General features: G+C 41.9%; 14 protein-coding genes. 7 read left to right on the top strand and 7 right to left on the bottom strand.

The window, feature by feature from the left end:
* Positions 1 to 22: 22 nt before the first annotated feature.
* Positions 23 to 1,276 carry an OprD family outer membrane porin gene (locus F607_RS0100970; RefSeq protein WP_027706537.1) on the bottom strand — a complete coding sequence of 418 codons (1,254 nt, stop codon included), beginning with the start codon at positions 1,274 to 1,276 and terminating at the stop codon, positions 23 to 25.
* 371 nt (positions 1,277 to 1,647) lie between these two features.
* Positions 1,648 to 2,949, bottom strand: coding sequence for an OprD family outer membrane porin (locus F607_RS0100965; protein ID WP_038289469.1), 1,302 nt, complete (start codon positions 2,947 to 2,949; stop codon positions 1,648 to 1,650).
* Positions 2,950 to 4,164: 1,215 nt separating this feature from the next.
* Here F607_RS0100965 and F607_RS0100960 point away from each other — a divergent pair.
* The 3 genes from F607_RS0100960 (at position 4,165) to F607_RS0100950 (ending at position 7,246) form a co-directional block, all read left to right on the top strand.
* Entirely contained in the window at positions 4,165 to 4,479 is a 315-nt protein-coding gene (locus F607_RS0100960; protein ID WP_027706535.1) for an FmdB family zinc ribbon protein, read from the top strand.
* A 47-nt stretch (positions 4,480 to 4,526) separates the two neighbouring features.
* Complete coding sequence (aspS, locus tag F607_RS0100955; protein WP_027706534.1) at positions 4,527 to 6,290, top strand: aspartate--tRNA ligase; 1,764 nt, start codon at positions 4,527 to 4,529, stop codon at positions 6,288 to 6,290.
* Between the two features lie 212 nt (positions 6,291 to 6,502).
* Positions 6,503 to 7,246, top strand: a complete 744-nt coding sequence (locus F607_RS0100950) for a YebC/PmpR family DNA-binding transcriptional regulator (protein WP_027706533.1) — start codon at positions 6,503 to 6,505, stop codon at positions 7,244 to 7,246.
* A 124-nt stretch (positions 7,247 to 7,370) separates the two neighbouring features.
* Here the strand turns inward: F607_RS0100950 and F607_RS0100945 are convergent, their stop codons facing one another.
* The 3 genes from F607_RS0100945 to F607_RS27595 form a co-directional block, all read right to left on the bottom strand.
* The gene (locus F607_RS0100945; protein ID WP_027706532.1) at positions 7,371 to 7,784 is read right to left on the bottom strand and encodes a Spy/CpxP family protein refolding chaperone; all 414 of its coding nucleotides are present in this window, start codon (positions 7,782 to 7,784) and stop codon (positions 7,371 to 7,373) included.
* A gap of 105 nt (positions 7,785 to 7,889) precedes the next feature.
* A complete protein-coding gene (locus tag F607_RS0100940) occupies positions 7,890 to 8,558 on the bottom strand; it encodes a response regulator (protein WP_027706531.1) in 669 nt (222 codons plus the stop codon).
* Positions 8,559 to 8,602: 44 nt separating this feature from the next.
* Positions 8,603 to 10,036, bottom strand: coding sequence for an ATP-binding protein (locus tag F607_RS27595; protein WP_157365339.1), 1,434 nt, complete (start codon positions 10,034 to 10,036; stop codon positions 8,603 to 8,605).
* Between the two features lie 61 nt (positions 10,037 to 10,097).
* On the opposite strand from F607_RS27595, the gene F607_RS27590 reads away from it, so the two are divergent.
* A complete protein-coding gene (locus F607_RS27590; protein ID WP_051310634.1) occupies positions 10,098 to 10,739 on the top strand; it encodes a glutathione S-transferase family protein in 642 nt (213 codons plus the stop codon).
* Between the two features lie 24 nt (positions 10,740 to 10,763).
* Here F607_RS27590 and F607_RS0100925 read toward each other — a convergent pair whose 3' ends face one another.
* The gene (locus F607_RS0100925) at positions 10,764 to 11,513 is read right to left on the bottom strand and encodes a substrate-binding periplasmic protein (RefSeq protein WP_051310632.1); all 750 of its coding nucleotides are present in this window, start codon (positions 11,511 to 11,513) and stop codon (positions 10,764 to 10,766) included.
* Between the two features lie 82 nt (positions 11,514 to 11,595).
* A complete protein-coding gene (locus F607_RS0100920; protein ID WP_027706529.1) occupies positions 11,596 to 12,225 on the bottom strand; it encodes a class I SAM-dependent methyltransferase in 630 nt (209 codons plus the stop codon).
* A gap of 1,112 nt (positions 12,226 to 13,337) precedes the next feature.
* On the opposite strand from F607_RS0100920, the gene ruvC reads away from it, so the two are divergent.
* The 3 genes from ruvC to ruvB are packed head-to-tail and all read left to right on the top strand — an operon-like array spanning position 13,338 to position 15,513.
* Positions 13,338 to 13,856, top strand: coding sequence for a crossover junction endodeoxyribonuclease RuvC (ruvC, locus tag F607_RS0100915; protein WP_027706528.1), 519 nt, complete (start codon positions 13,338 to 13,340; stop codon positions 13,854 to 13,856).
* A gap of 38 nt (positions 13,857 to 13,894) precedes the next feature.
* Entirely contained in the window at positions 13,895 to 14,497 is a 603-nt protein-coding gene (ruvA, locus tag F607_RS0100910; RefSeq protein ID WP_027706527.1) for a Holliday junction branch migration protein RuvA, read from the top strand.
* Positions 14,498 to 14,508: 11 nt separating this feature from the next.
* On the top strand, positions 14,509 to 15,513 hold the full coding sequence (gene ruvB, locus F607_RS0100905) for a Holliday junction branch migration DNA helicase RuvB (protein WP_027706526.1): 1,005 nt from the start codon (positions 14,509 to 14,511) through the stop codon (positions 15,511 to 15,513).
* Positions 15,514 to 15,591 lie beyond the last annotated feature (78 nt).

Genomic DNA, 15,591 nt, shown 5'->3' with positions numbered 1-15,591 from the left:
TAGAATGTAGTTTAGCTAATTCTTAAAAGAGGGCAATATCATATTTGATTTTAATACGATTGGTATCATCATCAGTACTTGCGGGGTTCGCCGTATGGTAATGCTCCCATGAGACTGATAGGTCTTTCATGGGGCCGCTTTGTACTTTGTAAGAAACATATTGTCCCCACTCATGTGCATTATGATCACTTCCGCTTAGGGATGTGTCTTTCATACCACTACCATAGGCATAGTAAGTACTGGCATTTAAACCAGGATAACCAATATTCGCGAAGTCGTACCCAATACCGACAAGCCATCCTTTTTCATCTTCGCGGTTGTAGCCTTGCCATTGGTCTAGGGTTGAGTTATAAACACCATCTTGGTCATGGTCATTATGCCACTTAGCCTGCCAGTCACCATCTGAGGTTTTGTTATAACCTAGCTTGACATAAAAGTCATTAACCGTGAGTGTACCTGTTAAGTTCCAATACTGACTTTCATGGCCTTGATTACTGTATCCATCTCCATCTTCTTCTTGTTTAGCCCAGCGACCATCAACTAGTAAGGTTATGCCACTACCTAAATCAAAAGTGTAGTCGACTTTGAAAAAGTGTTTCTCAAGGTAGTCATCTGAGTTACCCCACTCAGCGTAAATACCTAAGCCCATATCAAACTTGTAGGCGGCCCCTATGAGAGTTATATCATCTATTTCATTACCAAAATCATCTTCAAGATCCTTAGCAAAATAACTGTTTTCACGTCTGTGAGTTTTTGTCCACTGTGCTCCGTATACTTTCAGGCTAGAAAGATTTCCTTCTAGGTAGGTACCGTAGGCGGTGGCAGGCAAAATACGTGAGCCTGATGGGCAATATAATTCTGTACATGTCCTTTGTAGGCCAAACCGCAAGTTGACATTCATATCGTCATCACCAAACTTGGCTTTTAGGTTGGCCTTATTGGTTCCTGCTATATCATTTACATCACCATCACTACTTCGAGGTAGGTTTGTGGGGCTATGGCCTGGGTGGTCTAATTTAAATGCGGCACCAGCGGCGTAATCGAAGCCAATAATGTCCCATAGATACCCTGATTCGTATTCAAATTGGAAACCTTGAACCCACTCTTTGCGATCATAGCTATCACCATTGATACCATTACCATTAAAGTAGTAATTTCTTATGCTGAGTGTAGCGCTACTATCGTCTATAAAGCCATTAGCTTGAGATGTTGCTGGAACAAGTGCACTAGCTGCAAGAACTGCTGCACTCAGTGAGGTTAATTTAAAAGTTCTCATTTGTGACCTACTCCTAGTCATATTGTGTTTATTGTGAGTGATTTATCTGTAATCACAGGTTTAGTGTAGGGGATATTACGGAAACCACAGCCAAAACTGCCCTAGTGCCGCCGACTATGAAACGTCAGGCGAACTCCTTACATGTATTACATGGTGTAATGTCACTGGAACGCAGAAGTGGCCCCGGTATAACCGTAGAAAAGTTTTATTCATACACAAGTCCATGTGTGTTTTTTTGCTCCATTACCTTTCCTAGTATGGATCTTCCATGAGATTTTGCTAACAAATATAGACGGGATTTATTACAAGAATAAAAAAACGCCGCAGATGCGGCGTTTTTTTAGCAAGAAAAGTATGAACTTTTCGGGAGACTAGAAGATAGCTAAGTCGTATTGAATATGAATACCAGTATTATCCTCATCACCATCTACAGGGTTGTCACCGCGAGCGTGCTCAACGTAAACAGATAAGTCTTTCATTGGACCACTTTGTACAGTGTACTTAGCCCACTGAACCCACTCATGAGCTTGGTCATCAGTAGTTAATGGATTCTTACCAGCAGCTAGAGAATCTTTATCGATGTTGGAGCTGTGAGCATAGCGAGTACCTGCTTCAAAGCCAGGTAAGCCGAGGTTGTCAAACTTATAGCTTGCTCCAACTACCCAAGCACGTTCATCTTTGCGGTTATAACCTTGCCACAGGTCAAGAGATGAGTTGAAAGCACCAGCCTGGTCAACATCACCATCCCACTTGCCTTCCCAGTTACCATCTTTAGTTACGTTATAGCCAACCCAGACAGACAGATCCTGTACGTTTAAAGTAGCTGTTAAGTTGTAGTATTTGCTTTCATAATCATTATCTTCGCCATTGTAGTAGTCGCCATTATCTTTGGCTCGACCATAACGAGCATCCAGTAAGACTGATGTTTCATTGCCTAGATCAATGGTGTAATCCGCTTTAGTAAAGTACTTTTTCAAGTACTCATCAGCTTCACCATACTCAGCGTATAAGCCTAAACCGTTATCAAACTTATAAGCGGCACCAACTAGCTTGATAGTATCAATTGTGTTCTTGCCATCATTAGTCGTAAAGTCTTTGGCGAAGTAACTTTGGCTACGAGAGTGCATTTTAGTCCAGCGTGCGCCGTATACTTTCAGGTTTTGCACGTTACCTTCTAAATAGGTACCGTAAGCAGAGGCAGGAAGTACACGAGAGCCTGAAGGGCAGAATAACTCTGTACAGGTTCTTTGTAGACCAAACTTCATGTTAGCATTGAGGTTTTCATCACCAAACTTGGCTTTTAGGTAAGCCTGGTTAGTACCTGCAATATCATTCACATCTGAGCCGTGGCTCTTATCCTTTGGAAGGTTAGTGGAGCTCCACTGATCACCGCGGTTAGCTGGCTGGTCTAGTTTGAATGCGGCACCGGCAGAGTAGTCAAAGCCGATAATGTCCATAAAGTAGCCAGACTTATAGTCAAGCTGGAAGCCTTGAACCCACTCACGACGATCGAACTCTTTTCCATTAACACCGTTTTCATTGCGGTATTGGTTACGAATGCTCAATGTAGCTGAGCTATCGTCAATAAATCCTTCAGCTTGCGCTGTTACTGCTGTTGCAGAGGCGGCAGCAAAAACAGCTGCGCTCAATGCAGAAAGTTTAAACATCTTCATTGTGTGACCTACTCCTAAGGTGTTGTGTGTTATGAGTCGATTCGGCATGCCTGTTTGACTCACTGCACTGTCAATATATGACAGATCTTACCTAATCAGCTCAAAGTTAGAACTGACGCATTGTTGTGTTTTTAATAAAAAACAACAATGAATGCAACGACATTTTCATGTGTTATTTCTAAAAGCTGTAATCTGTTTTATTCCCCATCTGTTTACCTAATTGAAATGGCTGAAATTCGCACAGAATGACTAAAACAGCGTTCAGAAGCAGAAAAAGCTGGTAAGCAATGTGCTTTGGGAGAAAAACATAAGGAGTTGGGTAATTGGGCTAGCAACTTGCACTGCATAAGCTAAGTTCTACTTCTCTTTTTACTTAGTTACGTTCTTATTGACTTCTATTACTGCTCTATAAGATTGCTAGTTGGTGTATTAAACACGGTTAAATTAGTATTTTTTAATTTGTGTTAATTCGGTGTCAGATTATGCCTATTATGTCTAGAACATAACGCTTTTACAAGAATGTAATGATTGTTTATTGCGAAATTTTGTTATTAATATTGCTAATTTATTGCTTTGATCATAGTGCTATGCAGTGAGCTCTTCTTATTATTGACTTTTGATAACTGGTGTTTTTTATCTTTTGCTATTTTTTGTTGTTTTAGTGTTAAGGTACAGGAGACTAGGTCAATCACATGACATTTTGCCTTTAAAACTATTTTTTAAGCACCTTCGTTCGGATTTTGAATGCACTATCCATCCTTTTGTCTCATCTATCCACCCATCGAAATATCATTATGATTTATTTAAACGTGATTTGAGGAGAGTAAAAAGTAGGTTTGCAATGCTTGAACTTGTTTGTGAAGCAGGTGCTGGGAGCACCGTGAGCAGTAGCGGCCAAGGATGGTCTTCTACTGCGGGATGAGCAAATGAGTTCAAGTATTGCATGGGCACAAGTCCCGTTTATTCTTTGATTGATTGCAGGTTACTTTTATGAAATTGTTTTGAGGTACTAAGTTGTCTTGGGGTATTAGGCTGTCTTAAGGGGAAACTAAAGTGAAAAGAGGCAATGTAGCAGTCTATCTTTTTGGGCATTAATAAGCGCTGAGACTATGCGAAAAGGCTGACCTTTTTTAGCAAGGTGCGGTATAATGCACGGCTTTGTCTAAACAGGATAGAACGCGGTTAGTTGGCTGTTGTAGTCGAGGTGAAAAGTCAATGCCAATCTATGAGTATGAGTGTGGTCAATGCCAACATGCTTTAGAAGTTATTCAGAAGGTAAGTGATGAGCCATTGGTTAGTTGCCCTCAGTGTAATACTGATGCCCTTCGTAAACGATTAAGTGCACCTGCCTTTCGATTAAAAGGTGGGGGCTGGTACGAGACTGATTTTAAAACCGGTAAGAAAAAGAATCTGGCAGAAAGTGATAATAAAGCATCTGCCAGTAAGACAAATGAATCAAGCGCCAGCAATAAGAATGCCGCTTCTGGCACAACGAAAACATCTACAAAAGCAGCCACAACCAGTAGCTGATCGTCTGATTATCGAATGTCAATTTAGTAAAACAGGGTACAACTATTATGCGCAGCCATTATTGCGGCGACTTAAGAGCATCTCATATTGGAGAGGAAGTTAAACTGTGTGGTTGGGTTCATCGGAGACGAGATCATGGTGGTGTGATCTTTCTCGATGTGCGTGATCGGGAGGGTATTGCTCAGGTTGTTTTTGATCCTGATGAGCAAGCAGCTTTCCTGTTAGCAGATAAAGTACGCAGTGAATACGTGATTTCCATTGTGGGTAAGGTAAGGGCGCGCCCAGAAGGCTCAAGCAACCCTGATATGGCTACTGGTGAAATAGAAGTCCTTGGTAAGCAAATTGAAATCCTTAATCAGGCAGAAACACCGCCTTTTCCTTTGGACGAGTACTCTGCAGTGGGTGAAGATGTTCGATTAAAATACCGTTTTCTCGATTTGCGCCGTCCAGAAATGCAAAACAAGCTGCGTTTCCGTTCTAAGGTAACTTCGATTATCCGTAACTTTTTGGATGAAAACGGCTTTTTGGATATCGAAACCCCGATTTTAACTCGAGCAACACCCGAAGGTGCGCGAGATTACTTAGTGCCAAGCCGCGTGCACCCAGGGAGTTTCTATGCACTTCCTCAGTCTCCACAATTATTTAAACAGCTATTAATGGTTTCTGGGTTTGACCGTTATTATCAAATTGCCAAATGTTTTCGTGACGAAGACTTACGTGCTGATCGTCAACCAGAGTTTACCCAAATTGACATTGAGACTTCTTTTATGAATGAAGAAGACATTATGTCAATGACTGAAAAAATGGTCCGTCAACTGTTTAGTAATCTGTTGGATATTGACTTGGGTGAATTTCCACGCATGACCTATGCAGAAGCTATGGAGCGCTTTGGCTCAGACCGTCCAGATTTGCGTATTCCACTTGAGCTAACCAGCATTGATGACTTAATGCAAAGTGTTGAGTTTAAAGTATTTAACGGTCCAGCTAATGATCCTAAAGGCCGTGTTGTTGCGTTAAAAGCACCTGGTGGTGCGTCATTGTCACGTAAACAAATAGATGACTATGGCAAGTATGTCAGCATCTATGGCGCAAAAGGTTTAGCCTGGATTAAGGTGAATGCAATAAATGATGGTATCAATGGATTACAGTCACCTATTTTGAAGTTTATTCCGGAAGAAACGATTCAAGCCCTGATGAAGCGCCTGGATGCAAAAGATGGCGATATTATTTTCTTTGGGGCTGATAAGGCCAAAGTGGTTAATGAGTCGATCGGTGCGCTGCGCGTTAAGTTGGGTGAAGACTTAAACCTTATTGAACGTCCCTGGGCGCCATTGTGGGTGATTGATTTCCCTATGTTTGAAGAAAATGGAAAAGGTGGCTGGACTGCTTTGCATCACCCATTTACTTCACCAGCATGTTCACCTGAAGCACTAAAAGCGAATCCTGATACGGCACTTTCTCGGGCTTATGACATGGTACTGAATGGCACTGAGCTAGGTGGTGGTTCCATTCGTATTCATGACCAGCAAATGCAGGAAGCTGTTTTTGAGGTGCTTGGGCTTGGTGAAGAAGAGCTGAAAGATAAGTTTGGCTTCCTATTGGATGCCTTAAAATATGGTTGCCCTCCACATGGTGGTTTAGCGTTTGGTTTGGATCGCTTGGTCATGTTGATGACAGAAACATCTTCAATTAGAGAAGTTATTGCCTTTCCTAAAACGCAAACCGCATCTTGTGTTATGACACAGGCGCCAAGTGAAGTGGATACACAACAGTTACATGAACTCAATATCCGTATTCGTAAACATATTTAATATGTAAATCGATCCTTCAGGATATGTGTTTAGGTGTACATAGTGACTCAGCAATTGCTGAGTCACTTTTTTAAGTGAACTGTTTTTTTAGCGAATATTTTTTCAGGAGTGTCATCTTTTTCTCTTTCTGGTTTACCTGTTATTGAGCCAAATCCAGGTGTTGAATACAAAAAGATGACAGTCTTGCTGTATACGATTTAGGAGAGATAGTTATGGCTGGTCATAGTAAGTGGGCCAATATTAAACACCGTAAAGCTGCGCAAGATGCTAAGCGAGGTAAGATTTTCACCAAGCTAATTCGTGAATTGGTGGTTGCTGCAAAACAAGGTGGGCCTATTCCTGAAGATAATCCAAGGTTGCGTGCTGCGGTCGATAAGGCATTAAGCAGTAATATGACCCGTGACACAATTGATCGTGCGATTGCTCGTGGTGCTGGAACCAATGACTCTGATAACGTTGAAGAGTTGACGTACGAGGGGTATGGGCCAGCAGGTGTTGCAATTTATGTCGAGGTTATGACTGATAACCGCAATAGAACAGTGGCAGAAGTTCGTCATGCATTTTCAAAGCATGGTGGGAACCTAGGTACAGATGGTTCTGTTGCATATTTGTTCGAGAAAAAAGGTCAGATTTGTTTTTCACCCGATATTGATGAAGACTCTGTCATGGAGGCTGCTTTAGAAGCAGGCGCAGAAGATGTTGTCAGTAATGATGATGGCTCTGTTGATGTTGTTACTGAGCCTGCGGATTTTTCTGAGGTAAAAGCGACATTGATGGAAGCAGGGCTGGAGCCTGTTAATGCTGAAGTTACAATGATTCCATCAACCACCGTTGCACTAACGGATGAAGATGGAGAAAAAGTGCTAAAACTGATTGATCGGTTAGAAGATTTGGATGATGTACAAAACGTTTATTCAAATGCCGATTTTCCAGAGTCCTTGTTAGAGTCTTTATAAGAAAGCTTAATTATTCGCTGCTCTTTTGTTGCGTAGTTGTGGCTTTGTTTTTTCTAGTAAAGTCCAATTAAATATCGTTAAACATAAAAGCAGAGGTTTTGGCCTCTGCTTTTTTATTGTCATGCTACCCTTCAGTTTTGGTATTTTTTTGTTTCCAGCCAGGACCACAGTCTCCTCCGCGCTTGTTACCGCGAGGACCTTTTTCCATCATGGCTTTTTTACGCTGCTCGTGGTGAGCTTTAAATTTTTCTAGCTGTTCAGGTGTGAGTACACTTTCTAGCTGGCTTAATGTGCTTTGGTACACCTGATCCATTTCTGCCTGAATTTGGTCACGGTACTTTTCATGTACAGCTTTACGCTGCTGGTGTTGAGCTTTCATAATAGTTTGAAATGATTGTTTTTGCTCAGCAGTGAGTCCTAGCTCTTTAGCCGTACGCTGTCCAGGGTCAGGTCTACCTTCCTGCTCACCCCATGCAAATCCGCCTAATGCCAGTGGAAGTACTAGGGCGATAGCTTTTAGTTTCATGCTTTGCTTCATGTAGCTCACCTCATAATGAATGTTTTGGTCTATGAGGTTTAAGATACAAGCTAATTAAGGAAGAAATGTGGAGGAAAAAAGGAAGTTAACAGGGTGCCTCTAAAATTATCCTTCAAACTTATAGCCTGCACCATACACTGAGTGAATCACTTCCTGACTGTTATTAATTGTGGCTAGCTTTTTTCGGATTTTTTTGATGTGGCTGTCAATGGTACGTTCGCTCACAATACGATGATCTTGGTAGATTTTATCCATGAGTTGGCTACGGCTAAAAATGCGGTGAGGGTGATCCACTAGAATCGCTAACAATTGAAACTCAATGGCTGTGAGAGGAACATGCTCTCCAAAAAACGTAGCGCGTAGTTGATGCTTGTCCAATTGAAGTAGTGCACTTTCAGGTGAGAAGGGTTCACTTGTACGGCGAAGTACGGCTTTGACTCTTGCAACCACTTCGCGGGGGCTAAATGGTTTGCAAATATAGTCATCGGCACCTAGCTCAAGACCTAACAACCGATCGATTTCATCAATACGGGCTGTGACCATTATCAGTGGGGTATTACTAAATGTGCGAATTTGCTTGCATATTTCAATACCATCCATACCTGGCAACATCAAGTCGAGCAAAATTAGTTGCGGTTGATTCGTTTTAACCCATGAAACAGCATGTGTGCCCTCATTAAGAATAAATGGATTAAAACCCGCGTGTTGCAAGTAATCAGCTATCAGTTGTGCAAGTTTTACTTCATCTTCGACAACCAGTATTTGTTTATCCATAGTGATACTTAATTAGTCTAAGCCAATTGTTGTTGGTTAAGGTTTTAGCGTGTTTTTGACTGCGGAAAGTCAATAATTAACTTTAAACCTCCCAGAGATGATTGTTCGGCTGAGATCTGGGCATGGTGAGCAACAGTAATTGCTTTGACAATTGCTAGACCTAATCCCGCCCCTCCTTTTACACGTTGTCGGGATGAGTCAACACGGTAAAGTCGATCAAATAAGTAAGGCAGCGAGTCCTCTGGAACCTGGGGGGCAGAATCCTCCCAAATAACACGTAACTTATCGTTTAAGGGTTTAAGTGTAATGTTTATTTGTCCGGGGCTATCTGTATAGTGAAGAGAGTTAAATAGTAAATTGATAAACAGTTGTTGTATGCGATCTGCATCAATTTCAAGATCAACTGGTTTTGCACACTGATCAATTACAGTAATGGACAGCTGGTGTTTTTCAAGAAGTGGCATATAGCGGTTAGCTAGCTTTTCTAAAATTGGTTGTAGGGGTTGGGCTGACATGTGGTAGTCAGTAGCGCCAATATCTTCTTGGGCAAGGTGGTGTAAGTCATTAACTAAGCGTGTCAGTCGTCCCAAGTCATCCTGAAGCGATTGAATGCTATTTAGAGTCAGTGGTCGGATACCATCTTCAATCGCTTCAAGTTCTGCCTGTAAAACACTGATGGGTGTGCGAAGTTCGTGGGCAATATCCGCAAGCCATTGTCGTCTGAGGTTTTCCTGCTGTTCCAAAATGAGACTTAACTGGTTGAAATCCGCGGCGAGTAAACCGATTTCATCATTTTGCTTAATCACAAGTGTTGTTGCTTGTTTTTGGTTGGCTAAGGTGCTCACTGCTTTTCGAAGCTTTTGAACAGGGCTGACAATAGAGCCGGCAAGAGGAATTGTCAGAAGGGCACTCAAAGCGATGACAATAACTGTAATCACTAACAGCAATTGACGTTGAGACTCGGCAAAAGCAATATCATTAAAGTCTGATAGCTCTTTCCTTGGGATAACGCCAACAAAACCCACCACCTGGTTATTTGCTTCGATAGGCTGTATCAAGGGGGAGGCTTGCTTGGGAATGTGGCCAATTAACAACTGTTGTTGTTCATCAAGTAACACATAACGGCGTAAAAAGGCTCTAAACCGAGGTCTGTGTATTGGTATGGGGGGGCTTGACTCTTGTCCTGCAGGATTGAGTGCTTTTGCCAGTAAGTCGGCCCAGTGTTGAGGGTGGTTAACTAAGGGTTGCCAACTGTTACGCTGGTGATAATAGCTAGTAATTTCTGGAACAATTTGCTCCAGTTGGTTTTTATCTTGCTGGTTTATGTATTTTAAAAAGCCTTGATCAAAGCTCCATTGTATTAAGCCCAGCATAGCTAAAGCCACTGAGCTGGTGGTAATCACCACTAGAAAATACAGTTTCCAGCGTATACTGAGAAACATTGAACCAGAATTTGAAGGGTTTATTTGTTGTTTCATGGTTTGGTCATAATGTGCTTTTAGCGTATTACTTTTCAAATGCAGCTAAGGGAATATGCTTATGCTTCTCTATGGAGTTCCTTTATCACCTTTTGTTCGTAAAGTCATTTTGTCATTAAAGTTGCTGAAGATTAATTACGAGCTAAAGCCTGTTATACCTTTTGATTTGCCTAAGGATTTTGACCGTCTAAATCCACTGCGAAAGGTGCCAGTATTAGTTGATGGTGACTTAACGATTCCAGACTCAACAATTATTTGCTTGTATTTAAATGATCAGTATGGACAAGCACATCAACTGTATCCTGTTGATCCTAAGCTCAAAGCACAGGCAATGTGGCTTGAGGAGTATGCGGATAGCCGGGTGATGGAAGTGCTGGGTCCACCGTTATTTTTGGAGCGTGTTGTTAAGCAAAAATTTAAAAAACAACCTGCTGATGAACAAAGGGTTGAAAAAGCCATTAATCAAGATATTCCGCCGGTCCTTGATTATTTGGAGTCACAAGTACCGACTTCAGATTTTTTGTTTGATACATTTGGTATTGTTGAAATATCAATAGGTAGTCAGTTTTTAAATGCGCGATATGCTAATTATGAGGTTGATCCAATGCGTTGGCCTATTTTAGCTGCTTACCTAGAGCGTATTTGGCAGGAGCCAATATTTAAAGAATGTATGTTAGTTGATGAAAAGTTGCTTTCATCCTAGGTGTAGATTTAGGACGGTATCAGGTTATTTGCCGAGGTGCTGTTGTTGAATCTGCTTATAAATACCTTTTTGTTTAATAGCTTTGAGTCCATCTTCAAAAGCTTTTACAACGGCAGCATCGGTTTCTTTGTTAAATGCCATGTAATAACCTTCAGGTGAAAGCTCTTCTAAAAAAAAGGCTTTTTTCAACACTTTATGAGGGTCATAGCCCGCTTTGCGGGCTATATGATAGGCTACCAGTTCATTCATAGCCCAGAGGTCAATACGTTTATTGATCATTAGTTTGAAGCTCTTTTCATAGCTATAGGTACTGACCAAATGTATGCCTTTTTCAAAACCTTTACCGATTAAATACTGCTCACGAACACTTTCTGGAAATGTGCCGACTAAAAATGGTTTAGCATCCTTAAGTGAGTTGATCACAATATCGTTGCGGCTAGGTAGTCTAAACAAGAAAGATTTTGCCGGAGAAATCACTCCTATCCAGCGGAATAGGTTCTCTCGCTTTTTATTTCTGCCTATTGAAAAAATAAGTGTATTAGGTTCATTGAGTGCTGTTTGATAGGCCCTTACCCAAGGGTAGATTCTAATCTCTGGGTTAATATTAAGTTCTTTGAAGACGGCTTGAACGACCTCAGTGCTGAGGCCAGTCAGTTTTTTGTTCTGGGTATAGTTATAAGGAGGGAACTCCTCGGTTACAACGCGAACGTTTAACTCGAGGGCAAAGCTCTTTATGTAAACCAGGCTGAGCAGAAGCCATAGACTATATCTCACGAATACCGCCATATTGGTTGTGAAGTCGCTGTACTGCTAACAGTATAGTCAAGGCTTAGCGAGACAGAAGTCTCAGTGAGGATTAACGCGCACTCACACAAAGCACATAACCAGAGATAAACTCTGGGTCTTGGGTATACCAGGGATGGCATTCCGTAGAATATTTTTTGCTGCAACGTGCAACCAGCTGATGGAACGTTGAACGACCAGGATCAGCAAGTACTACTTGCGTAACGCCTGCCTGCAAAGAGCGTCGAATAAGGTTGTAAATCTTGTTGACTAACTCATCCCAAAAACAGATATCAGTACCTAATACCGTATGGTGGTTGGCTAACTTTGCTTTACTGAGTTTTTCCAGGGGTGCTTGTTCAGTATTAATTGTTACCTGGTTAAATTCAGCCAGAGTATGAAGGTAAGGAAAAACATTAGGATCTAAATCTACCCCTGTGGCTTTGGCGCCAAAGCGTTTTGCACAAAATATACTGGTTGTTCCCCAGCCACAACCGATTTCCATTAGTGAAGACTTATTAGGTAGAGGGTGAAAATTAAGATAGTCCATGAGTAGAAAGCTTGAGTGCCATAGCTTGTGGCCATGAACTGATGGTTTGTGCTTTCTTTTCAGTGCCTTGATGGCCTGGTGTTTTTTTTCAAGCACGACAATACCATGTGCTTGAATAGTATTTGGTTCATTATATTCGTTGAAGTATGGCATAACTGGGCAGATTTACCTCCTTGTTTGCCGTATAAAAAGCAGTGAAAAACACTTTGAAGTGTAAATAATAAGGTTTTGACAAGCAAAAATGAATCAAATTGCTTTTTGGAAAGGGGAGGGGGAAGAAAAAAAACAGCTTGTGTCGTGCAGTGAGAGGGTTTCGGAACGTTAAGCAGTAAGAGGAGATAACGATCTTGACACAAGCTGATACAAAGATGGCTTAAAACGTGTTGGTTTTGATCAAGAAATTTCTGACCAAAACAAAATCAATTCTGAGACAGTACTACCTCACCTCCTTTATGGAATGTAGGTTTAACATCAATAAGAATGTCTGAATAACTTATGTTGTAAAATTACTACAATTTTTTGGGTTTCGCAATGACGAATTGTCAGAAAGTTTCAATCTTTTGATAATCATCATGCTTTTAATCCTAGCTTATGGAAAGTAACTATTTGATTTCGGTTAATACTGCTGGCAAATAGAGAGCTAGGTAGGTTGTTGTTATATTACCTATATTTTGTTGCAAAAAAGTTACAATGAGGTGTAAGCGTTGTGGCATGCTTGAGGGGGAGCAGCTGTTGTTGGTAGAACTTAAAAATCAGTAATGTTGGTATCGTGGCATTGTTAGAAAGGTGCTGTTAAAGGTCGAGATGTTCAGAGGCTCAGCTTGATGGTCATAACTCGATCACAGCAAATTTGCTGTAAGCAATATAATAAACAGGCAGGAGACAATTGCTGAAATCGTGAGGATAGACTTTTTGGACTCAGACATATTCATCAGTTGTAATCGTTTTGTTATTTAGTGCCGGCTACTTGTCCAAACAGAATAGTCCCTTGATTTAAGAAGGAATACAGTGTTTTGGTAACAAAAGGAACTTGTTTGTAACAGGAAGTTTCTGATTCATTAAAGCTGATCTTTGGCTGGGTGCTTCAGGTGGGTGGCTCCAGGTCTTTTGATGAATAAAGGGTAGTGTCAGGCAAGTAAGGTCGTTGAGGAAAAAGAAGGCTAGTTGATTATTAACGTGCATTAGTATTATTTACATACTTGCTATCACAACAATAGATGTATAATTATACAGTGATTTGAATCGGTGTAGCACATTATTTAAGCATGGCAATTATTCTAGGTATTGACCCAGGCTCTCGGGTAACAGGTTATGGCTTGATTAGTCAGCTTGGAGCAAAAACTGATTATGTGGCAAGTGGCTGTATACGAATGACAACAACAGACTTGCCTGATCGTTTGCAAGAAGTTTTTCAGGGGATAACGGCGGTCATTGAGCGTTATATGCCTCAGTCGGTGGGGATTGAGCAGGTATTTATGGCAAGAAATGCTGATTCTGCATTAAAGTTAGGGCAAGCGCGGGGGGCTGCTATTGTCGCCGCTGTTACTCAGGGACTCCCTGTATCAGAGTATTCTGCTCGCCAGGTGAAACAGTCCGTTGTGGGTAAAGGTAGTGCTGATAAGACCCAAGTTCAGCATATGGTGCAGCATTTACTAAAGCTGTCTCGGTGTCCCCCTGCTGATGCGGCTGATGCATTGGCTGTTGCTTTGTGCCATGCCCATACACAACAGAGTTTGATTAAAATTGCTGGGGCTTCAAGTACACGGCGTCGCCGGATACGTTGAAGCATTTTAGTTGATGTTTGAAATGCGAATTTAAATTTATGATTGGACGTTTAAAAGGGGTTTTAGTCATCAAGCAACCTCCTGAACTGATGATTGATGTTCAGGGAGTGGGGTATGAGTTAGAAGCTCCAATGAGTAGCTTTTATCAGCTACCAGAGGTGGGTGGTGAAGTTACACTTTTTACTCACCTAGCAATAAGAGACGATGCACATCAGCTATACGGATTTGTCTCTCAGCAAGAGCGTATGTTATTCCGGGCTTTAATTAAAGTGAATGGGGTTGGTCCTAAGCTGGCGTTAACCATTCTTTCTGGCATGGAAACGAAAGAGTTTGTGCAAAGTGTTCAACGCCAAGATACTGCGACGTTAGTCAAGCTGCCAGGTGTTGGTAAAAAGACGGCAGAGCGCTTGTTAATTGAAATGCGTGATCGACTAAAAGACTGGGAAACTGACAGCGGACCTTTATTCTCAGAGCCATCGGGTCAACTCGAAAAGCATGATGTTTTGCAGGATGCAGTAAGCGCATTGCAAGCGCTAGGGTATAAGGCAGCTGATGCAGAGAAGGCGATCAAGGCTCACTATCAGGCAGGTGCTTCACGAGAAGAGCTAATACGGCTTGCGCTGAAAGGTATGGTGAAGTAAGGGGGTGATGTGTGATTGAAGCTGATCGACTAGTAGCCCCTGCTGCTTCGGGTGGGGAAGATTCACAAGATCGTGCGATTCGCCCTAAGTTATTACAAGATTATGTTGGGCAGCCTCAAGTCCGTGAGCAAATGGAAATCTTTATTAATGCGGCACGGCAACGCAATGAGGCACTGGATCATACCTTGATTTTTGGTCCGCCAGGACTTGGAAAAACAACTCTGGCCAATATTCTAGCCACAGAAATGAATGTGCAGCTCAAGACAACCTCAGGTCCTGTACTCGAAAAAGCGGGAGATATAGCTGCCTTACTGACTAACTTAGAGCCGGGTGATGTGTTGTTTATTGATGAAATTCACCGCTTAAGCCCAATGGTTGAGGAAGTGCTTTATCCTGCGATGGAAGACTATCAGCTGGATATCATGATTGGTGAAGGGCCAGCAGCACGCTCAATTAAACTTGATTTGCCACCTTTTACGTTGGTAGGAGCAACGACCAGAGCTGGACTTCTCACTTCACCCTTACGAGACAGGTTTGGAATTGTACAGCGGCTTGAATTTTATAATATTCCTGATTTAACCCATATTGTAACCCGTTCTGCGAACATTTTGGGGGTTGCTATTGAGTCGGAGGGAGCTGCTGAAGTAGCGAAGCGTTCACGTGGTACACCCAGAATTGCGAATCGATTACTGCGTAGAGTAAGAGATTATGCTGAAGTTAAGGGCGAGGGTATTATTACGCAACTTATGGCAGACCAGGCGCTGACTATGTTGGCCATTGACCATGTTGGCTTTGACCAACAAGATAGAAGGCTGCTATTGACCATGGTCGAGAAGTTTGGAGGGGGACCTGTGGGCATTGATAGTTTAGCTGCAGCAATTAGTGAGGAAAGAGGCACCATAGAAGATGTATTAGAGCCATATTTAATGCAGCAAGGCTATATTTTGCGCACGCCTCGTGGTCGAGTCGTTACAGATGCCGTTTATCACCACTTAGGTTTACCTAAACCCGCTTAGCTATGACAGCTTGGTTTAACATCGGTAGGCTAACAACTTTTTAGCAAGCATCACACTTCCTGTTCACTACCACTTAAT

Origin of the sequence: Zooshikella ganghwensis DSM 15267 (assembly GCF_000428585.1) — a bacterium.
GTDB lineage: Bacteria > Pseudomonadota > Gammaproteobacteria > Pseudomonadales > Zooshikellaceae > Zooshikella > Zooshikella ganghwensis.
Note: the sequence above shows the minus strand (reverse complement) of the source record. Positions and strands in the feature narration are given on the sequence as shown.

Bases quoted from the DNA above. Each gene is read 5' to 3' on its own strand.
- F607_RS0100940 (WP_027706531.1), bottom strand. From the start codon at position 8,558: ATGGATAAACAAATACTGGTTGTCGAAGATGAAGTAAAACTTGCACAA.
- F607_RS0100960 (WP_027706535.1), top strand. From the start codon at position 4,165: ATGCCAATCTATGAGTATGAGTGTGGTCAATGCCAACATGCTTTAGAA.
- aspS (WP_027706534.1), top strand. From the start codon at position 4,527: ATGCGCAGCCATTATTGCGGCGACTTAAGAGCATCTCATATTGGAGAG.
- F607_RS0100920 (WP_027706529.1), bottom strand. From the start codon at position 12,225: ATGCCATACTTCAACGAATATAATGAACCAAATACTATTCAAGCACAT.
- F607_RS27595 (WP_157365339.1), bottom strand. From the start codon at position 10,036: ATGAAACAACAAATAAACCCTTCAAATTCTGGTTCAATGTTTCTCAGT.
- F607_RS0100965 (WP_038289469.1), bottom strand. From the start codon at position 2,949: ATGAAGATGTTTAAACTTTCTGCATTGAGCGCAGCTGTTTTTGCTGCC.
- F607_RS0100970 (WP_027706537.1), bottom strand. From the start codon at position 1,276: ATGAGAACTTTTAAATTAACCTCACTGAGTGCAGCAGTTCTTGCAGCT.
- F607_RS0100950 (WP_027706533.1), top strand. From the start codon at position 6,503: ATGGCTGGTCATAGTAAGTGGGCCAATATTAAACACCGTAAAGCTGCG.
- ruvA (WP_027706527.1), top strand. From the start codon at position 13,895: ATGATTGGACGTTTAAAAGGGGTTTTAGTCATCAAGCAACCTCCTGAA.
- ruvC (WP_027706528.1), top strand. From the start codon at position 13,338: ATGGCAATTATTCTAGGTATTGACCCAGGCTCTCGGGTAACAGGTTAT.
- F607_RS0100945 (WP_027706532.1), bottom strand. From the start codon at position 7,784: ATGAAGCAAAGCATGAAACTAAAAGCTATCGCCCTAGTACTTCCACTG.
- F607_RS27590 (WP_051310634.1), top strand. From the start codon at position 10,098: ATGCTTCTCTATGGAGTTCCTTTATCACCTTTTGTTCGTAAAGTCATT.